20 protein-coding genes and 1 tRNA gene are annotated in these 23,367 nt (G+C 71.7%); 10 read left to right on the plus strand and 11 right to left on the minus strand.

The features are described from left to right. The first annotated feature begins 23 nt into the window (after nt 1-23). Entirely contained in the window at nt 24-2,195 is a 2,172-nt protein-coding gene (locus QSK39_RS09295; protein WP_285477203.1) for a transglycosylase domain-containing protein, read from the plus strand. Between the two features lie 52 nt (nt 2,196-2,247). On the opposite strand, the gene QSK39_RS09300 is transcribed toward QSK39_RS09295, so the two are convergent. Further along, a complete protein-coding gene (locus QSK39_RS09300; protein WP_285477204.1) occupies nt 2,248-2,667 on the minus strand; it encodes a hypothetical protein in 420 nt (139 codons plus the stop codon). A 393-nt stretch (nt 2,668-3,060) separates the two neighbouring features. Then, nucleotides 3,061-4,887 (minus strand): serine/threonine-protein kinase, encoded by a 1,827-nt coding sequence (locus QSK39_RS09305; RefSeq protein ID WP_285477205.1) that lies wholly within the window; start codon nt 4,885-4,887, stop codon nt 3,061-3,063. A 117-nt stretch (nt 4,888-5,004) separates the two neighbouring features. On the opposite strand from QSK39_RS09305, the gene QSK39_RS09310 reads away from it, so the two are divergent. After that, nucleotides 5,005-5,985 carry a metallophosphoesterase gene (locus tag QSK39_RS09310; RefSeq protein ID WP_285477206.1) on the plus strand — a complete coding sequence of 327 codons (981 nt, stop codon included), beginning with the start codon at nt 5,005-5,007 and terminating at the stop codon, nt 5,983-5,985. Nucleotides 5,986-6,014: 29 nt separating this feature from the next. Beyond that, nucleotides 6,015-6,088, plus strand: a tRNA-Pro gene (locus tag QSK39_RS09315). 41 nt (nt 6,089-6,129) lie between these two features. On the opposite strand, the gene QSK39_RS09320 is transcribed toward QSK39_RS09315, so the two are convergent. Then, nucleotides 6,130-6,894, minus strand: coding sequence for a methyltransferase domain-containing protein (locus QSK39_RS09320; RefSeq protein ID WP_285477207.1), 765 nt, complete (start codon nt 6,892-6,894; stop codon nt 6,130-6,132). 39 nt (nt 6,895-6,933) lie between these two features. Here QSK39_RS09320 and QSK39_RS09325 point away from each other — a divergent pair, with 39 nt between their 5' ends. Next, entirely contained in the window at nt 6,934-8,784 is a 1,851-nt protein-coding gene (locus QSK39_RS09325) for a prolyl oligopeptidase family serine peptidase (RefSeq protein WP_285477208.1), read from the plus strand. 38 nt (nt 8,785-8,822) lie between these two features. Here the strand turns inward: QSK39_RS09325 and QSK39_RS09330 are convergent, their stop codons facing one another. From QSK39_RS09330 to QSK39_RS09355, 6 genes are read right to left on the minus strand one after another with little or no spacing between them, the layout of a single operon-like run. Then, nucleotides 8,823-9,008 (minus strand): tautomerase family protein, encoded by a 186-nt coding sequence (locus QSK39_RS09330; protein ID WP_086859558.1) that lies wholly within the window; start codon nt 9,006-9,008, stop codon nt 8,823-8,825. Further along, a complete protein-coding gene (locus QSK39_RS09335; protein ID WP_285477209.1) occupies nt 8,999-10,066 on the minus strand; it encodes a GNAT family N-acetyltransferase in 1,068 nt (355 codons plus the stop codon). The genes QSK39_RS09330 and QSK39_RS09335 overlap by 10 nt, the downstream gene beginning before the upstream one ends. After that, nucleotides 10,060-11,103 carry a GNAT family N-acetyltransferase gene (locus tag QSK39_RS09340; protein ID WP_285477210.1) on the minus strand — a complete coding sequence of 348 codons (1,044 nt, stop codon included), beginning with the start codon at nt 11,101-11,103 and terminating at the stop codon, nt 10,060-10,062. The genes QSK39_RS09335 and QSK39_RS09340 overlap by 7 nt, the downstream gene beginning before the upstream one ends. Then, nucleotides 11,100-12,164, minus strand: a complete 1,065-nt coding sequence (locus tag QSK39_RS09345; RefSeq protein ID WP_285477211.1) for a hypothetical protein — start codon at nt 12,162-12,164, stop codon at nt 11,100-11,102. Before QSK39_RS09345 ends, QSK39_RS09340 begins: the two co-directional genes overlap by 4 nt. Continuing rightward, a complete protein-coding gene (locus QSK39_RS09350; RefSeq protein WP_285477212.1) occupies nt 12,161-13,192 on the minus strand; it encodes a GNAT family N-acetyltransferase in 1,032 nt (343 codons plus the stop codon). The genes QSK39_RS09345 and QSK39_RS09350 overlap by 4 nt, the downstream gene beginning before the upstream one ends. Then, a complete protein-coding gene (locus tag QSK39_RS09355) occupies nt 13,189-13,896 on the minus strand; it encodes a hypothetical protein (RefSeq protein WP_285477978.1) in 708 nt (235 codons plus the stop codon). Before QSK39_RS09355 ends, QSK39_RS09350 begins: the two co-directional genes overlap by 4 nt. Before the next feature lie 325 nt (nt 13,897-14,221). Between QSK39_RS09355 and QSK39_RS09360 the strand changes: the two genes are divergently transcribed. Genes QSK39_RS09360 through QSK39_RS09380 form a run of 5 tightly spaced genes read left to right on the plus strand, consistent with a single transcriptional unit; the run spans nt 14,222 to nt 20,235 of the window. After that, complete coding sequence (locus tag QSK39_RS09360) at nt 14,222-15,232, plus strand: glycosyltransferase family 2 protein (RefSeq protein ID WP_285477213.1); 1,011 nt, start codon at nt 14,222-14,224, stop codon at nt 15,230-15,232. Then, nucleotides 15,229-16,470: an ATP-grasp domain-containing protein gene (locus tag QSK39_RS09365; protein ID WP_285477214.1), complete on the plus strand. Its 1,242-nt coding sequence runs from the start codon at nt 15,229-15,231 to the stop codon at nt 16,468-16,470. The genes QSK39_RS09360 and QSK39_RS09365 overlap by 4 nt, the downstream gene beginning before the upstream one ends. Further along, entirely contained in the window at nt 16,467-17,720 is a 1,254-nt protein-coding gene (locus QSK39_RS09370) for a hypothetical protein (RefSeq protein WP_285477215.1), read from the plus strand. The genes QSK39_RS09365 and QSK39_RS09370 overlap by 4 nt, the downstream gene beginning before the upstream one ends. Nucleotides 17,721-17,740: 20 nt before the next feature. Beyond that, nucleotides 17,741-19,540: a carbamoyltransferase family protein gene (locus QSK39_RS09375; protein WP_285477216.1), complete on the plus strand. Its 1,800-nt coding sequence runs from the start codon at nt 17,741-17,743 to the stop codon at nt 19,538-19,540. Further along, nucleotides 19,537-20,235 (plus strand): hypothetical protein, encoded by a 699-nt coding sequence (locus QSK39_RS09380; protein WP_285477217.1) that lies wholly within the window; start codon nt 19,537-19,539, stop codon nt 20,233-20,235. The genes QSK39_RS09375 and QSK39_RS09380 overlap by 4 nt, the downstream gene beginning before the upstream one ends. Here QSK39_RS09380 and QSK39_RS09385 read toward each other — a convergent pair. Next, the gene (locus QSK39_RS09385; protein WP_285477218.1) at nt 20,201-20,827 is read right to left on the minus strand and encodes a TIGR03085 family metal-binding protein; all 627 of its coding nucleotides are present in this window, start codon (nt 20,825-20,827) and stop codon (nt 20,201-20,203) included. The genes QSK39_RS09380 and QSK39_RS09385 overlap by 35 nt on opposite strands. Nucleotides 20,828-20,901: 74 nt before the next feature. Between QSK39_RS09385 and QSK39_RS09390 the strand changes: the two genes are divergently transcribed. Further along, nucleotides 20,902-21,963, plus strand: a complete 1,062-nt coding sequence (locus QSK39_RS09390) for an NADH:flavin oxidoreductase/NADH oxidase (protein WP_285477219.1) — start codon at nt 20,902-20,904, stop codon at nt 21,961-21,963. Here the strand turns inward: QSK39_RS09390 and gad are convergent. Beyond that, on the minus strand, nt 21,960-23,348 hold the full coding sequence (gad, locus tag QSK39_RS09395; RefSeq protein WP_285477220.1) for a glutamate decarboxylase: 1,389 nt from the start codon (nt 23,346-23,348) through the stop codon (nt 21,960-21,962). The two genes, QSK39_RS09390 and gad, sit on opposite strands and share 4 nt — an antisense overlap. Between the last annotated feature and the right edge of the window lie 19 nt (nt 23,349-23,367).

Genomic DNA, 23,367 nt, shown 5'->3' on the forward strand with positions numbered 1-23,367 from the left:
TCACTCCGGGTAGCCTGGCCCTCGTGCGAAAAGCGGATGGTTTGTTCAAGCTCATCGGCCTCTGTCTGCTCGCGGGGGTACTCGTCGCCGGCATGCTCTTCCCCGTCGTGGGGGCGGCCGGTGTCATGTCCAACCAGGCCAGCGAGACCGTGGAGAAGACGTCCTCGGACCTCGCCGACATCCCGCCGCCGCTGGTCACCACGGTCACCGACAGCACCGGCAAGCCGATCGCGACCCTGTACGACCAGTACCGGCTGCCGGTCAACGAGAACCAGATCAACGAGGCCATGAAGTGGGCCCTGGTCTCGGTCGAGGACAAGCGGTTCTACGACCACCACGGCGTCGACTGGCAGGGCACGCTGCGCGCGGCCGTCAGCAACAGCACGGGCGCCGACACGCAGGGCGCCTCCACGCTGACCCAGCAGTACGTCAAGAACTACCTGATCAACGTCGTCTACCGGACCGACCAGGTCGGGCAGAAGAAGGCCCAGGAGCAGTCGGTCGCCCGCAAGCTGAAGGAAGCGCGGATCGCGATCCAGCTCGAGACGAAGCTGAGCAAGCAGCAGATCCTGGCCGGGTACCTGAACATCGTCGAGTTCTCCCGGCAGATCTACGGGATCGGCGCCGCAGCGCACGCGTACTTCAACACCACGCCGGAGAAGCTGACCGTGCCGCAGGCCGCGCTGCTGGCCGGCCTGGTGAACAACCCGATCAACAACGACCCGTGGAAGCACGCCGACAAGGCCACCGCGCGCCGCAACCTCGTCCTCGACCGGATGGTCGAGAACAAGAAGCTGGCCAAGGCCGACGCCGACCGCTTCAAGGGCGAGCCGCTGGGCGTCGTGCCGGACTTCCCGGCCAAGCCCGCGGCCAACTGCATCGGCGCCGGCCCGGAGTCCGGGTTCTTCTGCCAGTACGTCGAGGACTACCTGATCAAGTCCGGGATGACGAAGGACCAGCTCTACACCGGCGGCTACACGATCAAGAGCACGCTGGACGAGCGCGCCAACCACGAGGCGAAGGTCTCGGCCGAGGCGCAGGTCAACAAGACCCAGAAGTACGTCGCGAACACGTTGTCGCTGATCAAACCGGGCAAGGACCGGCACGAGGTGGTCGCGCTGGCGGCGAACCGCGACTACGGCCAGGACCAGGACGCCGGCCAGACGACGTACGCGCTGCCCACCGGCGTCTACAACACCGGCGGCGCGGGGTCGACGTACAAGATCTTCACCTCGGCCGCGGCGCTCGAAAAGGGCGTGGCGGGCATCTACTCCCCGGTGCAGGTGCCGGACTCCTACACTTCGCACGTTTTCCTCGGAGGTGCGAAGAGCTGCCCGAAGGCCGGCAACTCGAACTGGTATTGCGTCGGAAACGCAGGTGACTACAGCCGGATCGCCCAGGGCGCAACCTTGCAGACCGCTCTGGCAACCTCGCCCAACACGGCGTTCGTGGAACTCGAGGACCGGCTGGGAAGCACGGCCCCCGGCATCGACATGGCCAAGCGGCTCGGCATGCGCGACACGATGGCGAGCAACATCGGCGGCGGCACGGTCGACCCGAAGGCGGACAAGCCGGAGAAGAGCCAGAGCCAGGCCGAGTACTACGGCCCGCGACCGGGCTGGGCGGGCTTCGGCGCGTTCACCCTGGGCTTCAGCCCGTTGAGCGGCCTGGAGCTGGGCAACGTCGCCGCGACAATTCTCTCCGGCGGTGTCTGGTGCCCGCCGACGCCGATCGCCGGTGTGACCGACCGCAACGGCGCGCCGGTGCCGGTCAAGGAAGCCCCGTGCGAGCAGGTGGTGCCCGAGGGCTTGGCGAACACACTCGCGGTCGGCATGAGCAAGGACGACCAGCCCGGCGGCGGCACATCGGCCGGCGCGGCGAGCGCCGTCGGCTGGAACCGCCCGATCATCGGCAAGACGGGCACGACGCAGGGCAACGTCTCGGCGACGTTCGTCGGCGGCACGCCCCAGCTGGCGGGCGCGGCGATGACGTTCAAGTTCGGCGGCGGCCAGGGCGGTATCTGCGACTACGGTCCCGGCAACGTCCGAGTTTGCGGCAGCGGCGGCAACATCTTCGGCGGCAAGGCCCCGGCCCGCACGTGGTTCGGCGCGATGAAGAACATCATGGACGCCAGCCAACCGGTCTTGCCCTTGCCACAACCGGATCCCCAGTACATGGGCGGTCCGGGCCGGTAGCGGTCACGACGTCGTAGGAGGGCCCGCGCGAAACGCGCGGGCCCTCCTACGGTCAGTACCAGCCGGTGAGGATCTGCTGGCCGTTGTGGTAGCCGCCCGCCCGGAACACCCAGCTCGTGCTCGGGTTCGTCAGCTGCGCCGCGGAGGTGATGCTGGCCTTGTTCTTCGGGTTGCTGAAGGGGCCGCACTGAAGCCAGGTCCGCCCGCCGTCGCGTGACCAGTCCATCCACACCGTGCCGGTCACCGGTATGTCCCACGTGCCGGTCCACAACTCGGCGTACCCCCGCGTCCGCCCGCCGAAGGTGCCGAAGAACAGGTTCACCCGGGTCCCGTCGGACCAGAAGAGCTCGGGCCCGACCGGCCGGTAGTCAGCAGCCCCGTCGTCCGAAATGTCGACGAAACCGTTGGCGCCGCCGGCGCAGTCACCAGCACTCGCCGACGCCGTGCCGGCCGGCACGACCACGGCCGCCATCGCCGCGATCGCAGCAGCAAGAAAAGTAACTCTGGCGGAGATGATTCCCATAAGTAGCCTCGATTCAACAATTCCTGAATTGTGCCGTAAATTTTGACCAAAGAGAGCGCGACGCGCCATACTTTATTCAGCGGCGATTCAACACCAAGGAATAGGCAGAACGCTTCCTGGGTAGTCGATGTAATAGCTGGCCATCCACCCGGTCGTCCACAGGCCGCTACTGCCGGGGTAATAGACATCAACAGCGAGCCAATTCGGGTTGCCGCCAACCGTCTGACCAGCCTTTTGACAGCGCGGCACCAGGCCCCAGTCCGGGTTGATCACCTGCCCATCGCTCCTGATGATGCCGCGAGCCAGGCTTCCCGGTCCCCGGGATTCGAGGATCAGGCGCGGTCAGCTCTCCGGCATCTCCGACAGGACCTCGGTGTTCCACCACTGGTAGAGCTTGTCGAGCTCGTCGTTGTTCGTCACCTTCGTGGACAGCAGGACGCCGACCATCAGGGTCGGCTTTTCCGTCCACGCCAGCTGGGCCGGGTCGCCGAGGAAGCACGTCAGGTACTCGCCGGGGAGCGGGTTGCGGACCCCTGCGCGGTAGTACGTCCCCCAGATCTTCGGGTACTTTTCCGGACGGCACGCGCCCTGGGCGTCGTTGCGGGTGAGGCCCTGCACCTTCACGATCGCCTGGAAGTAGGCGTCCATCGCCGCCGCGTCGGCGAAACGCAGGAACCTCGCCCCGGTCGGCTGCTGGAACACCACGTTGCCGATCTTCACGTCCCCGACGTTCGAGTCCATGCACTCGACCGCGGCCACGGCGCCGGACGGCACCGCTGCGTCGCCGCACGTGGCATTCCCCTTGTAGGCCGCGGGAAGCGTGGCGTACAGCTTCGTGTCGTGCGGGGTCTGGGGCTCCGAAGTGGACGGTGGTGGCGTGGTCGTCTTCTCGGAGGTCGTCGGGGCGGACGCCGACGTCGAGGGGGCGTCGACCGTCACCGGCGTCAGCGGGCCCGGGCCGCCGGTCTGCGTCTTGTCGTCCTTGGTCACCAGGTACGTGACCACCAGCGCGACCACGACGACCCCGGCGAGCGCGGCGCACAGCGCGATCCACCGGTTGCGCTGGGACTTCGCCGGTCCGCCCGGTGCCGGGGCGAGCTTGCCCGACGGTCCGGTGAAGGGCCGCGGCCCGGTCGGCGGACCCGTGTACGTCCCCGTCGGCGGACCGGCGTAGGTCCCGGTCGGCGGGCCCGCGTAGGGCGCGGTCGGCATCGGCACGGCGCGCGGCGGGGTCAGCGGCGCGGACACGGCGTGCTGCACCGGCATCGGCCCGGAGTGGGTCGGGACCGGGCCGGGCCGGGTCGGCGGCGGCACCGCGCCCGGCAGGGTCTTCTGCCACGTCGGGATCGGCGGCGCCGGCGCGGACACCGCGGCCCGGACGGCGTCGGCGAACGCTCCCGCCGTCGGGTACCGGTCGGCGGGGTTCTTCGCCATCCCGCGCGCCAGCACCGCGTCCAGTGCCGCCGGCAAGCCCGGCCGCTCCTGCGAAAGCACCGGCGGCCGCGCGTTCAGGTGCGCGCCCATCTGCGCGGCCGCACCGTCCGCCGGGAACGGGCGGTGCCCGGTGAGGCATTCGAAGAACACGCACGCGAGCGCGTAGACGTCGACGAGCCCGGTGATCGGCGCGTCCCCGAAGCGCTCCGGCGCCATGTAGTCGAGCGTGCCGATCACGTTGCCCGTGCCGGTGATCGACGTGCCCTCGCCGGTCATCGAGCGGGCGATGCCGAAGTCCACGAGGTACACGAAGTCGCTGCTCGTCACGAGCACGTTGGACGGCTTGACGTCGCGGTGCACCAGGCCGTCCTCGTGGGCGGCGTCGAGCGCGCCCGCGACCTGCTCGACGATCCCCACCGTCCGCTCGGGCGTCAGCGGCCCGTCCTCGAGCAGCTCCTTGAGGTCCTTGCCCTCGACGAGCCGCATGTCGAGGTACAGCTGCCCGTCGATTTCGCCGTAGGCGTGGATCGGGATCACGTGCGGCTCACGCAGCCGCGCGACGATCTGCGACTCGCGGCGGAACCGCGCGCGGAACGCCTCGTCGCCCGCGTTCGGCCCGGACAACAGCTTGAGCGCGACGACGCGGTCGTGCGCCGTGTCGTAGGCGCGGTGGACCTCGCCCATGCCACCGCGGCCCAGCAGGCCCTCGATCCGGTACGGCCCGAACTGCTCCATCGTTCTCCCCAACCCCCCGGTTGGACACCCTTTATCGGGCCGACGCAAATGCTAAGCGGCAGGTTCCCCGGAACGGCGGCGAGTTCACCCAACCGTTGAGCACGTATCCTGGACTCCGTGAGCACGCTCAGTAACAAATCCACGTCGGGGGCGAAAGCGGCACGCCTCGCCGCGGGGACGCTGGCGCTCGGCGCCGCGACGCTCGGTTACGCCGTCGGCATCGAACGGCGCCACTGGACCCTGCGCACCGCCCAGCTCCCGGTGCTGGCGCCCGGGTCGCGGCCGTTCACCATCCTGCACGTCTCGGACCTGCACATGCTGCCGAGCCATCGCAGCAAGCAGCGCTGGGTCGCCGCGCTCGACGAGCTCGAGCCCGACCTCGTCGTCAACACCGGCGACAACCTGTCGCACCGGCAGGCGGTCCCGTCCGTGCTGCGCGCGCTGGGCCCGCTGCTCGACCGCCCCGGGGTGTTCGTCTTCGGCAGCAACGACTACTACGCGCCGAAACCCAAGAACCCGGCCCGCTACCTGATGCCGCAGGGCAAGAAGAAGCGCATCCACGGCGTCCAGCTGCCGTGGCGCGACCTGCGCGCGGCGTTCGTCGAGCACGGCTGGACCGACCTGACGCACGTCCGCCGCACGATCGACGTCGGCGGGCAAGCGGTCTTCGCGGCCGGCGTCGACGACCCGCACCTGCGCCGCGACCGCTACGCCGACATCGCGGGCCCGGCCGACAGCGGCGCGGCGGTCCGCATCGGCGTGACGCACTCGCCGGAGCCCCGGGTGCTCGACACGTTCGCCACGGACGGTTACGACCTGGTCCTGGCCGGCCACACCCACGGCGGCCAGCTCCGGCTCCCGGGGTACGGCGCTTTGGTCACCAACTGTGAGCTGGATCGCACCCGCGCCCGCGGCGCCTCGCGCTGGGGCGCGCACATGTGGCTGCACGTTTCGGCCGGCTTGGGCACGTCGCCTTGGGCGCCCGCGCGGTTCGCGTGCCCGCCGGAAGCGAGCCTGTTGACCCTGGTCCCGCGCGGGTCAGGGTCCGCCGAACCGCGTAAGGCGGCCCGCCGAAAAGCCCGCGACACCGTCCGCTAGACTTCTCCACGACCCGTTAAGCAGTACCTCGGGGTGTGGCGCAGCTTGGTAGCGTGCCTCGTTCGGGTCGAGGAGGTCGTGGGTTCGAATCCCGCCACCCCGACGAGTAAGAGCCGGTGTCTTCGGACACCGGCTCTTCTGGTTTCAGCGGGTCGCCGTCACCTCGACCCAGCACTGGCTGAAATCGCCGTCGCCGCCGCGGGTCCACATCCAGGCCGACCGCGCCGCGCTCGCCAGCTGGTCGCGGTCGCGGCCCGGTTCCGCGATCGCCGCTTCCAGCCGCGCTTCCACGTACTTCGCCAGGTCCCGGTAGCTCATATCGGAGCGGTAGCGGGCTCTCGACGCGATTTCCGTGAACCCCGCCGTCGCGCACTGGTCGGCGATCACCCGGCCCGCGAACGGGTTGCCGCCCGCCTGACGCCGCAGCAGGTAGTGGCCTCTGAGCGCCGCGTCGACGTTCGCCGTCTTCGGCCGCAGGCGGGCCTTGCTCCAGTCCGAAGTGGACAACGCCAGCCTGCCGCCCGGCTTCAAGACCCGGCGCAGTTCCGCCAGGGCGTCCAAGGGTCGGGCAAGGTGCTCGAACAGCGCGTGGGAAAACGCCACGTCCACGCTCCCGGAAGCGAACGGTAGGGCGTAGGCCGACGCCGCCACGAAGTCCACTGTGGACCTTCCGGCGCGGCGGGCGACGTCGCGGGCCATCGCGATCTGGCCGGCGTCGACGTCGACGCCGGCCACCCTGGATTCCGCGGCGAGGCCGAGCGTGATCGAGCCCGGGCCGCAGCCGAGGTCGACCACCCACATCCCCGGCCCGAACAGCGGCTGGGCGAACGTCGCGCGCTCCGCCGCCGTGCGCGCGGACATCATCGAAACCGCGTCTCGCCCGTAGCCCGGCGCGTAACCCTCCAGCACCCCGCACACAGTACGGCCAGAAGGTGGCAGGATCGAGGGGTGAGCACGCAGTCAGCCAAGCAATTCCCGCCCGCGGTGGTCCCGGACCGGCTGTTCGACGACGCCGAAGCCGAAGCCCGCTGGCGCGCCCGCTTCCACGCCCCCCGCATCTCCAGCCCCGATTGGGCCCGCGACGCCCCCGACGCCAACGTCTACGTCTCCAACGCCAGCGGCGTCTGGGAGGTCTACGCCTGGAACCGCGCGTCCGGCGAGCACCGCCGCGTCACCGATCGGCCGAACGGCACCCTGCACGCGACGCCGTCCCCGGACGGCGAGTGGCTCTGGTGGTTCGACGACACCGACGGCGACGAGTTCGGTTCCTGGGTGCGCGAGCCCTTCGCCGCGACCGAGGGCAGCAAGCCCGAGAAGGCCGTGCCGGACGTCCACGACGGCTACCCGGCCGGCCTCGAGATCGGCGCCGGGATCACCGCGGTCGGCGTCTCGACCGACGACGGCAGCGAGCTGTTCGCCCGGATCGGCGGCGAGACCCACCGCTTCTACAGCCACGCGGACGACGCCGGGATCGCGTCGATGTCCCGCGACGAGAGCCTGATCGCGATCTCCCACTCCGAGCACGGCGACTCGCGCCACCCCGCCCTGCGGGTGCTCGCCGCCGACGGGTTCGCCGCGGTGGCCGACAAGTGGGACGGCGAAGGCAAGGGCTTGACGGCCCTCGAGTTCTCCCCGCTGCCGGGTGACCAGCGCCTGCTGGTGCTGCACGAACGCCGGGGCCGCGAGGAGCTGCTCGTCTGGGACGTCCGGGAGGACGCCGAGACCGAGATCGAGCTCGACCTGCCCGGCGAGGTCGTCGCGGGCTGGTACCCGGACGCGCGTGCCTTGCTCGTCGTGCACTTCCACGAAGGCCGGAGCTCGTTGTACCGCTACGACCTCGACACGGCCGAGCTGTCCTCTGTGGACACTCCGGCCGGCCGGATCGGCGGCGCCGGGGTCCGTCCGGACGGGACGGTCGAGTACTCGTGGTCCAGCGCCGCCGAGCCGGCCGCGGTCCGCGCGCGGACGGCGGACGGCACCGATTCGGTGCTGCTGGAGCCGCCGGGTGACCGCGCGCCGGGGTCGGAGCCGGTGACCGACGCGTTCGTCGAAGGCGTCGGCGGCCGGATCCACGCGCTGGTCTCACGGCCCTCGAACGCGCCGGAGGGACCGCTGCCGACGGTGTTCTCGCTGCACGGCGGCCCGCACGCCGCCGACGAGGACCGGTTCTCCGCCTACCGCGCGACCTGGCTCGACGCCGGGTTCGCCGTGGTCGAGGTCAACTACCGCGGCTCGACCGGCTACGGCTCGGCCTGGCGCGACGCCATCGAGGGCCGGCCCGGGCTGACCGAGCTGGAGGACGTCGCGTCGGTCCACGACTGGGCCGTCCAAAGTGGACTCAGTGATCCGAAGAAGTGCGTCGTCAACGGCGCTTCGTGGGGCGGTTACCTGTCGCTGCTGGCGATCGGCACCCAGCCGACGCGGTGGGCGGCGGCCGTCGCCGGGGTGCCGGTGGCGGACTACGTCGCCGCGTACGAGGACGAGATGGAGCAGCTGCGCTCGTTCGACCGCGCGCTCTTCGGCGGTTCGCCGGAGGACGTGCCGGCGGTGTACTCGGAGTGCTCGCCGCTCACGTACGTCGACGCCGTGACGGCGCCGGTGCTCGTGCTGGCCGGCGACAACGACCCGCGCTGCCCGATCCGCCAGATCGAGAACTACCTCGACCGGCTCGGCGGCCGCGAGCTGCACCACGAGTTCTACCGCTACGACGCGGGTCACGGCTCGCTGGTGATCGCGGAGACGATCAAGCAGACCTCGATCGAGGTCAACTTCGCCCAGCGGGTCCTCGGCCTGCGCTGACGCCCCTCGCCGGGAGGCCGGACCGGTCTCCCGGCGGGTCAGCGTTCGGAGTGCAGGACGCCGCCGGTGGCCCAGTGGTCGGCGCCGATCTCGACGAGCGTCACCTGGACGCCCTCGGGCTTGCCGCCGCAGGTGCGGACGAATGCGTCGGTCAGCTCCCGGACCAGGGCGCTCTTCTGAGCGGGGGTGCGGCCGGGGAACATGGCAACGCTGATCATCGGCATGACGGCTCTCCTGAAGCGCGGCGGGTGAGACGCCGCGAAGCTAGCACCGGCACGGCCGCCGCGTACTGCGGGACGAGCCGCGCGCCGAGCGTCGCCTTCATCTCCGTCATCTTCTTGCCGAACACCACCGACGCCCGCCCGTTCGCGATCGCCCAGCGCACGGCCTCGCCGTAGAAGTGGAAGTACAGGTTCGGCCGCCCGCCGGCCGACGGCGGCAGCGCCCCCCAGTGCCGGGCGATCGGCAGCTCCGGGTGGTCGAGCAGGGTCGCCACCGCGATCAGCCGCCCGGTGCGGGTGTCGCGGTACTCGATCACCGAGACGTCCGGCTGCCGGAACAGCGCCGTGAGGTAGCCGGTGAAGTGCGGCAGCGGCACGATCGGCACGTCGTGGTGCTTGCGCTCGTTGTGCCGCAGCACCTCGGCGACGGCGACCGGGTCGGACTCCCTCCCCGGCACGAACCGCACCTCGACCGACGGGTCGGCATCGAAGGTGCGGAAGATCTTGCGCAGGTTCTGCTTCCGCTTCCTGGCCAGCGAGTTCATCCAGTCGTCGCGGGAGCCGAAAGCGGCCACGTCGAGCACGGCGACGTCCTCGGTCCGCCGCACCAGCCGGAACCGGCCGTCGACCGCGGGCACGCCCGGCTCGCCGATCTGCCGCACCAGCATCCCCCGGAACCCGGGGCCGAGCTCGGCCCGCATCACGGGGACGTACGTCTCGAGCAGGCGGGTCACGCCGCCGTCGTCGCCCGCGTCGGCGAACCACCAGCCGGGCTGCGAGCCGGCGCCGGGCCCGCGGACGTCGAGACCGCCGAGCCACCCTCGTCCCGGGCCCGCGAACCGGTACCGCCGGGTCCGGCCGGTGACCCACGCGGCGCTGACCACCCCGCGCGGTTCGGTGCCCTCCCGCAGCACGGTCACCGGCTGCGGGGTCCGCGCGGCCCAGGCCTGGGTGGCGAGCACCGCCCAGCTCCAGTCGGCCCGGAGCCCGGCCCGCTCGCGCAACGCCGTCCAATACGCCGGCTCCGCGTCGTGGCGGGGGTCGAAGACGTCGATCACCACCGCGTCACCGGCCTCGGCACGATCACGCCGGCCATCGGGCTCGGCGTGAACCCCAGCGACGTCTTGAGGTCGGTGACACCGCGGCCGAGCGACAGGAACTTCCGGTTGTTCTCGATCATGTGCCGCACACCGCGCACGACGACGTCGAAGTAGAGGTGCTTCGGCCTTCCCAGGCCGGGTGGCAATGCGGCCCAATGCTGGTGCAGCGGCATCACCGCGTGGTCGAGCAGGTCGGTGAAGGCCAGCAGGCGGCCGCGGTCGTCGTGGTAGGTCGTGGTGACGACGTCGGGGCGGCGGACGAGCTCGCCGAAGTACGCGGCGGTGACCGGGCCGCGCTGGTCGAACTTCACCGGGCCCTTGGCTTCGCGGTGGGCCCGCAGCATCGCGGCCAGCTCCTGCGGGTCGAGGTCGTCGCGCGCCGTCCCGGCGCGGACGACCAGCCCGGGGTCGGCGGCGATCTTGCGGATCTGGCCGCGCAGGCTGGAGCGCCGGTTCCGGCTCAGCGACGCGAGCCAGCCGTCGAGGTCGGCGAAGGTGTTTTCCAGCACCAGGGTCGGGGTGATCTCGCGGACCGGCCTGCCGCGCCCGGACACGAGCCCGACGGCGTCCGGCGTGACCGAGCGGTACACCACGCCGAGGCACCCCGGGCCGGTCCGGCGGCAGGCCGCGCGTTCGAACCGGCGCAGGATCTCGCGGCGCGCGCCCGCGTCGAGCCCTTCGGCGAACAGCCAGGCCGGGTAGGCCGACAGCCAGGCGTGCTGGACCTCCAGCCACCGCGGGCCCCACCGGGCCGGGCCGCCGACCGGGCCGGGATCCGGCGACGCGCCCGGGCGGCAGACCATGGCGAGCACCGCGGCGACGAGGTCTTCGCCGTCGGTGACCACGGTCAGCAGGTACGGGCTGCGGGAGTGCGCCGACTCGAGGCACAGCAGCCCGTAGTCCCAGGTCAGCGGGGCCTGCTGGGCTTCGAGGAACGCGGTCCAGCCGGCGGGCTCGGGGTCGGTGCGCGGGTCGAGCACCGAGATCGACCAGGTCATCGGCCCAGCACCGGCCTCGGCACGGCCACCGAGAACAGCCCGCGCGTGCCGAGGCCCAGCGCGGTCTTCTCGGGCAGCATCGCGCGACCGGCAGTCAGCTCCGGCCGCCCTTCGGCGATCAGGTGGGCCACGCACCGGGCGTAACCGTCGACGTAGAGCCCCTTCCGGCCCCCGGCGGCGCTCGGGAGCGCCGCCCAGTGGTGCAGCGCGCACCCGGTCTTCCGGTCGAGCAGCACGGAGAACCCGAGGAGCCTGCCGTCTCCGGCGCGGTAGGTGCGGGTCAGCACGTCCGGCCGGCGGACGAGCGCGTCGAGGTAGGCCGACGCGACCGGGCTGCGGGTGTCCAGGTGCAGCCCGCCGATCCGGGACCGCTGCCCGCCCGCCCACGCGCGCTCGTCCTGCCGGGCGCGGTGGGCGTTCAGCAGCACGGCCAGCTCGTGCGGGTCGAGGTCGGTGCGCCCGAACGCCGCTTCGGTGGCGACGTCCGGGTTCAGGTACCGGCGGACGTCCGGGGCGAGCGACCCCGCCCATTCGTCCACAGTGGAATAACGGTTGACCAGCACGGTGGTGGGGTCGATCTCCCGCGTCACGCGGGCCCGTCCCTCGAGCGCGGGGACCAGCCCGGGGTTCATCGCCCGGTAGATCACGCCGAGCAGGCCGGGACCGGCGTACGCCCGCAGCGTCCGTTCGAACTCCCGGATCGCCGCGCGCCGTCCGGTGAACCCGTCGTCGAACACGCACGCCGGGTGGCCGCTGAGCAGCGGGAGGTAGACCTCGGCCCAGCGCGGCCGGAGCCGTCCGGTGGCGAGCGGCCCGAAGTCGGCGGCCCCCCAGCTCCGGCACACCATCGCCGAAAGCGCGCCGACGATCGCCGTGCCCTCCCGGACGACCGCGAGCACCGGCGGGTTCTTCGCCAGCCAGGCTTCACGGCGCAGCAGTTCGTAGTCCCACACCGGCGGCAGGCAGCGGGCCCGGAACGCGGCCCAGCCCTCCGGCGGCGGGTCCACCCGGGGGTCGTGGACGTCCACTTGCGACACAGCGGTCGTCGTCGGTGCGCTCATCGGCCCAGCACCGGCCTCGGCACCGCGGCCGTGTACACCGGCCGGGCCCGGAAGCCCAGCTCCTGCTTGAGCTCGATCATCCCGCGGCCCGCGGACAGCTCCTTCGCCCCGCGCCGCGCGGTGAAGCGCACCGCGCGGACGTAGGAGTCGAAGTACAGCCACCGCCGCCCGCCCGCTCCGGGTGGGAGGGCGGCCCAGTGCTGCAGGACCGGCGTGTCCGGGTGGTCGAGCAGGGTCTGCACCGCGAGCAGCCGCCCGTCGGTCCCGGTGTAGGTCAGCGTGTGCACGTCCGGCCGCCGGACGAACCGGTCCAGGAACGTCGAAGACGGCATCGTGCGGGTGTCCAGCGCGATCCGCCCGTAGCGCTCGCGGTGCTGCCGGATCAGCCCGGCCAGCTCGGCGCCGTCGAGGTCGTCACGGGCCGGGCCGCCGCGCACCACGAGCGTCTCGTCTTCGGCGAGCCGGCGGCGCTGCCGCCGCAGCCCGGCGCGGCGCGACTTGGCCAGCGACGCGATCCAGTCCTCTTCGGACTCGAACCAGTTCTCCAGCACGGCCACCGGGTCCACGCGCTTGACGAGCCTGCCCCGCCCTTCGAGCCCGGCGGCGAGCTCGTCGCCGATCGCGCGGTACACCACCGCGATCAGGCCGGGGCCGAGGTGGCGGCCCAGCTCGCGTTCGAACGCCCGGACCAGGGTCCGCCGGTCCCGGCAGCCGGGCGCGAAGACGATGCCCGGGTAGCCGCTCAGCCATGGCTGGCAGACCTCGGCCCAGAACGGCCGGAGCAACCGCTTTCCCGGCGGCGGCGCGAACCTCGGCGAGAGCCGGGGACGGCAGACCAGCACGGACGCCGCGGCGACGAGCTCGGCCCCGTCGGCCGCGACGACCAGGAGCTGCGGGTTGCGGGCGCCCCAGGCCTCGAGGCCCATCACCTCGTAGTCCCACACCGGGTGCAGCCGGGCGGCGCGCGCGAACTCCGCCCAGCCCGCGGGCACCGGATCGACGCGGGGATCGTGGAACGCGAACCTCATGCGACGACGACCGGGGTGCCGTGCCGCGGGCAGGGCGCGATCTCGCCGTGGATCCCGCCGGCCGGGATGACGTCCACGAACCGCGGGGACTCTTGGCGCAGCAACGTGAACGCGAGCCCGCCCGCGGTCGGCCGCGCGTAGACGTGCGGCCAGTCGAGGTGCCACCGCCCGCAGCTCCCCAGCGCGCCGAGGTACCCGAGCGCCGGATCGTGCAGCACGCCGTACGGACCGGTGTCCAGCGAGTCGAGTTCGCGGTGCGGCACGGCCTCGACGCGGTGGTCCTCGGTGAACGCCGTGATCGCCTTGTCGTCCCCGACCGCCAGCACGCGGTGCCCGCGGGCCAGCACGGCCGCCACCTCGCGCAGCACCGGCACGCTCGGCGCGTCCGGGTCGGCGACGCACCCCCGCACGGCCTTGGGCAGGTCGGCCGGTGGGCGCACGCCGTCCGGCCCCAGGAGGACGACGAGGCTGCCGGGCCCCGGGCGGCGAGCCGTCCGCAGCACCCGGCCGAGCCCGCGCGACGGCTCGGTCCGCTGCGCGCCACCGGCGAGCGGAACGAGATCGACCGACTTGTGCACCGCTTCCGCGAGGGGTGCCGCGCCGCCGTCGGTCCCGGTGCGCCCGGGCACCAGCACCGGGTCTTCCCGGCCGTCGAGCGCCCAGCGCTCCCGGTAGAACGGCACCGTCGCGAACGCCGAGCGCACCGCCCGGACGTACGCAGCGCGCCAAACGACCCCCGCCCCCAGACTCCACATGGCCGGGGAGTCTGCGTCATCCGTGCCCCGCAGGGAAGGAGTTCGGCGGCAGGAGACCCCGAATGCCGGATGGGTTACTACTTTGGTCTGGGTCTGAACGGAGGAATTCGTAGTTCTGCCGTCGCCGAACAACGATCCATCTGCTTATAACTCCGCCACATCACGCATCGCGGCAAGCGGCCTCACCGAATCCGACTGGGGGATTCATGATCGCAATTCACACCGGCAGTGACCGGCCGGACACGAATTCACTACCTCACCCCGAGCACCACAGATGACCGGGCCTTTCCCCGGACCGGCCCACAGTGGACTCACCGTAGTCATCCCGTGCTTCAACGAAGTCGAGAACATCGGACCGTCCTATCGGGAAATAACCAACGAACTGGGTCACTATTCACTGGAGTTGTTCTTCGTCGACGACGGGAGCGCCGACGGCACCCTGGACGAGATCCGCGCGCTCGCGGCCGCCGACCCGCGCGTGCGGTACCTGTCCTTTTCCCGGAACTTCGGTTTCGAGGCCGCTTTCTCGGCCGGCTACCGCTACGCGTCGCAACCGTGGATCCTGCACGTCGACGCCGACCAGCAGTTCCCGGCCGCCGAGGCGGAGAAGCTCATCGCGGCGGCCGAACAGGGCAACGACGCGGTGTTCGGCGTCCGCACCAACCGCCAGGACCCTAGGCTGCGGCGCTGGGGCACCGCGGCGTTCCACTTCTTCGGCCGTCGCGTGCTGCGCATGGAGATCCCGCCGGGGGCCACGGCGTTCCGGCTGGTCCGCGCGGAACTGGCCCGCAAGATCGTCGACCTGCGGCTCGGCACGCCGTACTTCCTGGCCACGGTGCCCCTGCTGACCAGCCGGTACGCCTGCGTCCAGGTGGCCCACCGGGCCCGGGAACGCGGTGAGTCCAAAGTGGGCTTCGGGTTCCTGGCGTCGCACGCCATCGAGCTCTTCGTCGGGTTCACCCGGCGGCTCACGACGGCGGCGTCCGCGGCGGCCCTGCTGGCCGCGGGGATCGCGGTGCTCACCGGCGGGGCCGCGGCGTTCGGCGCGCTCGGCGCCGGGGTGACGACCACGCTGCTGTTCGCGCTGCTCGCGGTGCTGCTGCTGGTGGCGTCGCTGACCGTGCGCTACCTCGTCGTGGTCGGCGCGGGGCAACCGCGGCCGCGGCAGTTCTACGTCCGGGAAGCGAACGTCGTCGTCGACGCCGAGGACCGGCTCTTCACCCCGGCGGACCCCGAGGGTCCCCGGCTCATCGATGTGCACCTGGGGAAAGGCGTTTCAGCGTGACGAGTTCGAAGAAGGCCCCCGCGAGAACCCTGGTGATCCTGGGGGGCGCGGACGGTTCGGTCAGCACCTACGAGCGGGCGCGGGAGCTCGGGTTCCGGACGATCTGCGTGGACGTCCGGCCCACCGCGCCGGCGGTGGCCGTCGCCGACGAGTTCCTGCGGGTGAGCGTCCGGGCGCCGGAGCAGATCGCGGCGGCGCTCGACGGCCGTCGCGACCTCGCCGGCGTGCTGTGCCCGGCCAGCGACGTCGGCCTGCCCGCACTGGCGTGGCTCACCCGGCACTGGGGGATGCCGGACCCGCTGCCCGAGTACGCGGTCCGCGCGTCGACCGACAAGCCGGTCTTCCGCGCGCTCTGCGACCACCTCGGACTGCCGAGCTACCGCAGCGTCGGCGGCCGTCCCGGTCCGGAGCTGATCCACGCCGCCCAGCAGCTGCGGTTCCCCGCGCTGGTCAAGCCGGTCGACTCCTCCGGCAGCCGCGGCGTCGTCTCCTGCGCGGGCCCGGGCCGGCTGGCCAAGGCGTTCACCGAGTCGCTCGCGTTCTCGCCCTCCGGACGGCTGGTCGTCGAAGAGCACCTCGACGGCTCGCACTTCACCATCGAGGCGCTGGTCGTCGACGGCCGGATCGTGTTCCACGCCGTGACCGAACGCGTGCTCACGCCGCCGCCGTTCTTCGTGACGTCGTCGCACCTGCTGCCCGCCGAGCTGCCCGCCGACGTCGAGCTGAGCCTGATCGGCGCGCTCGACCTGATCTGCACCGAGCTCGGCTACCGCACCGGCCCGCTCACCCTCGACGCCGTGCTCGGCCGGGACGGGCAGCTGTACCTCATCGAGATGGGTGCCCGGATGGGCGGCAACGGGCTCGCGGAAGCGATCGCGCACTGCCACGGCGCCGACCTGATCGCCGCCGGGATCGCCGCCGCCACCGGCGACGAGGTCCGGCTGGACCTGCACGAACCGCGGCCGACGCTCGTGCACATCCTGGCGTCCGACCGCGGCGGTCACCTGTCCCGGGTGGACGGTGCCGACGACGTCCGCGCCCTGCCCGGGGTCGTCGGGCTGCACCTGTTCGCCGAGGAAGGGTCGTTCGTCCGGCCGTACGAGCAGGCGGGGCACAAGCTGGGGTACGTCGTGCTCACCGCCGGTTCGGTGCCCGAACTGCTCACCGCGGAGAACGCCGTCCGGGGCACGCTCAAGTTCCTGCTCAGCGAACAGGACATGGCGGTACCCCTGCCGTGACGGGCTCCTCGGCCATCGCCGCGCCGTCGGACACCGCGCCGCCGCGGCCGGCGGTGGTGGTGCGGCTGCTCGCCGGCCGGGGCGTGTTCCGCCTGTCCGTCCAGCTGATGGGGCTGGTGCTGATCACCGCGTGGGGCGCCCGGGACTACGGGCGCTTCGCCAACGCGCTCGGCTTGATGACCTGGCTGAACTTCGTGCCGGCCGCGGCGGAGAAGTCCGCGCTCAAGGCCCTGCCCCGGCTGCGGCTGACCCGCGACGCCGTCGCCGCGCTCGCGGTCCGGCTCGCCGCGGCGCCGGTGCTGGCGGTGCTGGCCGCGACGGCCGTCACGCTGGTGGTGGCCCCGCGCTCGGACGCGGCGCTGTACCTGACGGCGGCGGCCTGGTCGATCTCCGGCGGGCTGCTGATGACGGTGTCCGGGCTGCACCGGTTGCGCGGGAGGTCCACTTTGGACGCGTTGGCGTTCACCGCGGGCTCGGTCGTCGTCGGCGTCGTCACGTGCGTGACGTGGGCGGTGCGCTGGCCGCCGGAGACGCACCTCGCGCTGCTGCTCGGCGGGATCCTGGTGCTCCTCGGCGCTTCGGTGCTGCTGCTGCCGAAGCCGTGGCTGAGCGGCAGTGGCGTGCCGGGGCACCGGCTGCTGCCCGCGTTCGGCCGCAGCACCGTCCTGCTCGGCCTCACCGAACTGCTCGACGTCATCTCGACGTCGGTGGTGTTCGCCGTGCTCGCGCTGTCCGGGCGGACCACCGACAGCGGCCCGTTCTACCTGGCGTTGCTGGTGTCGAGTGCGTTCTGTTCGCTGCTGTACTACCAGCTCAAGCTCCACCAGCCGGCGGCGTCGCGGCGGCTGCGCGGCACGGGTGCGGCGGCCGGGCGGGCGCGGGCGGTTTCGCTGCTGCGGCTGGTCGAGCGGGCCGGGATCGCCGTGGTCGTCCTGCTCGGCGCGGGTCTCGCCATCCCCGGGACCCGCGCCGCGCTCACGGCCGGAGACGCCTACGTCGTCCTCGGGGTGCTCGTGGCCGTCGAGACGGCGCTGTACGCGACCGGGCTGTACGCGGGCTTCCTCATCGAAAACACCAACAGCAAGGTGCTGACGCTGACGTCGGGCACCGCCGTCGTCTCACTGGTGGCCACCGCCGTCGCCGCGGCGCTGCTGGTCCCCGCCCTCGGGCCGGTGGGCGGGTTCGCCGCGCTCGTCCTCGCCCTCGCCGTGAAGGCCGCCGTGCTGCGGCGCCTGGTCCGCCGGCACTGAAACCCACTGGGAGAAAAGTCATGTACGTACTGGGCATCAGCAGGGTCCACGACTCGGCCGCGGCACTCGTGCGCGACGGCGAGATCATCGCCTTCGCCGAAGAAGAACGCTTCACGCGCGTCAAGCACGACGGCGGCTTCCCCGCCGAGGCCATCAAGTTCTGCCTGGAGCGGGCCGGGATCACCCTCGCCGACGTCGACCACGTCGCGTACTACTGGCAGCGCTGGAAGGAGGGCATCCACGCGGCCAAGGTGTTCGCGCGGTACTTCCCCGGCACGCTGGACGTCTTCCGCAACGCCAACGGCGACGACGGCGGCAAGTCGGCGGGCATGGTCGACACCTTCCGGACCGGCGGGGGCAAGGGCAGCGACGACTACCACGTCGGCGGCGCGGTCCTCGCCCACATCAAGCGGTCCTTCACCCTCGAGAAGGACGTCAAGGAAGCCGCCGGCTGGACCGGGCCGACGAAGTTCAAGACGCACCTCGTCGACCACCACCGTGCGCACGCGGCCAGCGGCTACTTCATCTCGCCGTGGGACGAGTCGGCGGTGCTCACCTTCGACGGCATCGGCAGCGACGGCACGGCGACCTACCTCGCGCACGGCCGCGGGAACAAGATCGCCGACCTGCGGCGGATCAAGTTCCCGCACTCGCTCGGCGCGATGTACGCCGGCGTCACCGGCTACCTCGGCTTCTACCCGACCCACGACGAAGGCAAGATCATGGGCCTCGCGCCGCTGGGCGAGGACACCTACGTCGACGCGTTCAAGCAGCTGATCCACCTCGACGACGACGGCGGGTTCGAGCTGGACCTGAGCTGGTTCGGCCACCACCGCACCGGCAAGCACGTGCTGGCGAAGAAGTTCACCGACACCTTCGGCCCGGCACGCCCGAAGACCCGCGTCACGGCTTCGAACCCCGTTCCCCAGCACTACTGCGACATCGCGTACGCCCTGCAGGTGACGCTCGAAGAGGCGGGTCTGCACCTGGCGCGATGGCTCCAGCGCGAGACCGGCTCGAAGCGGCTGTGCGTCGCCGGCGGGGTCGCGCTGAACAGCGTCATGAACGGGCGGATCCTGCTGGAGACGCCGTTCGAGGACTTCTTCGCCCAGCCCGCGGCGGCCGACGACGGCTGTGCGCTCGGCGCAGCTCTGGACGTGTCGGTCGCCAAGTACGGCAAGCCGCGCCCGCGCGAGGGCTACACCTACACCGGCCCCGACTACACCGAGGCCGAGATGGAGCTGGCCCTGCAGGACGCCGGCGTCGAGTACCACCGGGTCGACGACATCGCCGCCCACACCGCGGCCAAGATCGCCGACGGCAAGATCGTCGGCTGGGTGCAGGGCCGGATGGAGTGCGGGCCGCGGGCGCTCGGCAACCGGTCGCTCGTCGCCGACCCGCGCGACCCCGAGTCGAAGACGCGGATGAACGAGAAGGTGAAGCACCGCGAGGCGTTCCGGCCGTTCGCGCCGTCGTGCCTCGAGGAGCGGGCGGGCGAGTACTTCGTCAGCGACTACCCGTCACCGGTCATGCTGCTGGTGTTCGACGTCCTGCCGGACAAGCGCGCCGAGGTCCCGGCGATCACGCACGTCGACGGCACCGCGCGGGTGCAGACTGTGAGCCGTGCGGACAACCCGCTGTACTACCGGATGATCGCCGAGTTCGAGAAGCTGACCGGGGTGCCGATGGTCGTCAACACCTCGTTCAACGACAACAACGAGCCGATCGTGGCCAGCCCGGCCGACGCGATCGCGTGCTACCTGAAGACCGACGTCGACGCGCTGGCCCTCGGACCGTTCTGGGTGGAGAAGGAACTGTGACGCTCTTGGAATCGCCGGGCCTGGTCGCCGCGCTGTACCGGCGGCGGCAGTGGCTGTGGCTGGTGGCCGCCGTGCCGGCCGTGGTCACGACACTGCTGATCATGGTGGTGCTGCCGCCGGACCAGACGCTGGACAACGTCGGCGACTGGGCGTTCAAGCTGTGCCCGTTCGTCTTCGCGGTGCTGACGGTTTCGCTGTTCCCGCGCGGCCGCTTCGGGCCGGCGTTGCTCGTGTTCGCCGTGTTCGTCTACATGTCCTATTTGGACACCGAACTGGTGATGCGGGTACAGGGCTTCGCGCGCTCCCCCGACCAGGACTTCCAGCCGGTGTACCAGTTCGAGCTGTTCGTGACGACGTTCATCGTGCTGTTCGCGCTGCTGGCCTACCGCCTCGGCGGCGGCCGGACGGCGAACGTGCTGAAGGTCGGGATCGCGTCGATCCTGGTGGTCATCTCGGGCGTGAACGACCTGACGTTCTGGGCGCTCAACGACGTCTGGGCGGCGGGCACGAAGCCGACGGAGCTGAAGTGGGCGTCGCACATGATCGTGTTCCTCGGCGGGCCGCCGAGCGTGCCGGCCGCGGTGGCGTTCATGGCCGTGCACCTGGTGCTGGCCGCGATCGTGGTCGCGCTCCCGGTGGGCCGCTGGGTGAACCGCGCGCTCAGAGTCCGCGATTCACACCCTGGAGCTTCGTGACGGCGGCCGCGTCGCCTTCGAACTCGAGGCGGACGGCGTCGCGGCCGAACACGAAGAGCAGCAGGTCGATCGGATCACCGACGACGGTGACGGGATCGGGCCCGGTCTTGACGGCGGCTTCCTGCCCGGTACGGGTCCGCAACGTCACCCCGACCGGTGCCTTGCGCAGGTTGAGCTTGGCGGCCTGTTTCGCCGACTTCCAGGCGGCGGCGTCCCGGGTGCCGTCGGCGGGCCGCGGCTCCCAGCCCTCCTGCGCGCGCCGGACGTCTTCGTGGTGGACGAGGAACTCGGCGGTGTTGGTCAGCTCGTCGAGCGGGCCGATCGCGGTGGGCCAGAACTTCGACGGGCCCTGCCGGACCTGCTCGACCAGGGCGGCCCACGGCTTGGCGGCGTAGCGGTCCTGCACCTTCTTCGTGTACCCGGCGAGCGCGGGCACCATGATCCCGGGCGCGGCGTCCGGCCGGTGCTCCCGCACGACGAGGTGCGCGGCGAGGTCCCGCGTCGTCCAGCCGTCGCACAGTGTGGCCGCGTCGGGCCCGAGGTCCTGGAAGAGCGAGCTCAACGCCCGGCGTTCGTCAGCAGCGACACCCATGTGGTCGACGTTACTCGCCGGTACCCGCTCCTGGCGACGGGAAGAGACGCCGGGCACGTGTCGTTGATCCGGAGGTGAGCCGACTCTTCAGCCCGATCACCGTCCGCGGCCTGACCCTGCCCAACCGCGCGTGGGTGTCGCCGATGTGCCAGTACTCCGCGACCGACGGCGTCCCGGACGACTGGCACCTCGTCCACCTGGGCCAGTTCGCCACCGGCGGCGCGGGTCTCGTCATGACCGAAGCGACCGCCGCCGTCCCCGAAGGGCGGATCAGCCCGCAGGACACCGGCATCTGGAACGACACCCAGGCCGAGGCGTGGCGGCGGATCGCCGCCTTCGTGCGCCGCCAGGGCACCGCCATCGGCATGCAGCTGGGCCACGCCGGCCGCAAGGGCTCGGCGCAGCGGCCGTGGGAAGGCAGCGGCAGCGTGCCCGCGTCCGAAGGCGGCTGGCAGAGCGTCGGGGCCGACGCGCAGCCCTTCGGCGCCTACGCCCCCGCCCGGCCGCTGACCACCGACGAGGTCAGCGCCCTTCCCGAGGCGTTCGCCGAGGCCGCCCGCCGCGCCGTCGGTGCCGGGTTCGACCTGCTCGAACTGCACTTCGCGCACGGCTACCTCGTGCACCAGTTCCTCTCGCCGCTGTCGAACACCCGCACCGACCGCTACGGCGGTGACTTCGACGGCCGCACCCGCCTGGCGCTGGAGATCGCCGACGCCGTCCGCGCCACGACCGACGTCCCGCTGTTCGCCCGGCTGTCGGCCACCGACTGGACCGACGACGGCTGGACGCTCGACGAGTCCGTCCGGCTCGCGAAGCTGCTCGCCGAGCGCGGGATCGACCTGATCGACACCTCGAGCGGCGGCAACGTCCCGAACCCGGACATCCCGGTCGGCCCGGGCTACCAGGTCCCGTTCGCCGAGCGGATCCGCACCGAAACCGGCCTCCCGACCGGCGCGGTCGGCATGATCACCAACCCGCAGCAGGCGGAGGACATCATCGCCGACGGCGAAGCGGACGCCGTCTTCCTGGCCCGGGCCCTGCTCCGCGACCCGCACTGGCCGCTCCGGGCGGCGAACACCCTCGGCGCGGACGTGCGCTGGCCGGACCAGTACGCCCGCGCCAAGTCCTGGCACTAGTGGTGGAAGGCGGTCGCCTTCGACGGGTCCTTCGGGCGGCCGCCTTCCTTCTCCAGCTCCGGCAAGAACCGCTTCAGGTCGGCCAGCAGCAGGTCGGCGAGGTCGTGCGTGAAGCCGTTGCGGACGACGATCCGCAGCACCGCCAGGTCCGTCCGGTTCTCCGGGAACGTGTACGCCGGCACCAGCCAGCCCCGCTCGCGCAGCCGTCGTGACACGTCGAACACGTCGAACCCCGCGTCCGCGCGGGTCGTGAACGCGAACACCGGCAGCTGGTCGCCGCGCGTCAGCAACTCGAACGGTCCCAGGTCCGAAATCCCCGACGACAGGTGCGTGGCGACGTCACGCGAAGACTGCTGCACCGCGCGGAATCCTTCGCGGCCGAGCCGCACGAACGTGTAGTACTGCGCCGCGACCTCGGCACCCGGCCGGGAGAAGTTCAGCGCGAACGTCGGCATGTCGCCGCCCAGGTAGTTCACGTTGAAGACCAGCTCGGACGGCAGCGCGGCCTGGTCGCGCCAGACCACCCAGCCGACGCCCGGGTACACGAGGCCGTACTTGTGGCCCGACGTGTTGATCGACGCCACGCGCGGCAGCCGGAAGTCCCACTCCAGGTCCGGGTCGAGGAACGGCGCGACCATCGCCCCCGAAGCGCCGTCGACGTGGACCGGGATGTTCCAGCCGGTGCGCTCCTGGAGCGCGTCCAGCGCCGCGGCGATCTCCGCGACCGGCTCGTAGCTGCCGTCGAACGTCGAGCCCAGGATCGCCACCACGCCGATCGTGTTCTCGTCGCAGCGCGCGACGGCCTCTTCGGCGCTGAGGTGGTACCGGTCGCCGTCCATCGGCACCAGCCGCGGCTCGACCTCCCAGTACTCGCAGAACTTCTCCCAGCAGACCTGGACGTTGACGCCCATCACCAGGTTCGGCTTGCCGGTGCGGCCCAGCTTGGACCACCGGCGCTTCAACGCCATCCCGGCGAGCATGCACGCTTCGGACGAACCGGTCGTCGAGCAGCCCATGACGTCGGTGACGTCGGGCGCGTGCCACAGGTCGGCCAGGATGTTCACGCAGCGGCGCTCCAGCTCGGCCGTCTGCGGGTACTCGTCCTTGTCGATCATGTTCTTGTCGACGCACTCGGCCATCAGCTCCCGCGCCTGCGGCTCCATCCACGTCGTGACGAACGTGGCGAGGTTGAGCCGCGCGTTGCCGTCGAGCATCAGCTCGTCGCGCACGAGCTGCAGCGCCGTGTCCGGTGGCAGCGGGCTGTCGAGCAGCTTGTCGTGCGGCATGACGAAGCCCGCCGCGAGCGCCGGGTTCGCCCCGGCGTACATCGGATTCGTGCCGCCCACGCGGTCCGGGCGGTCCGTTTTCCCCTGATGCAGCACCATGCCGCCGAACGTACTGCGA

Origin of the sequence: Amycolatopsis sp. NBRC 101858, from assembly GCF_030269325.1 — a bacterium.
GTDB classification, from domain to species: domain Bacteria; phylum Actinomycetota; class Actinomycetes; order Mycobacteriales; family Pseudonocardiaceae; genus Amycolatopsis; species Amycolatopsis ponsaeliensis.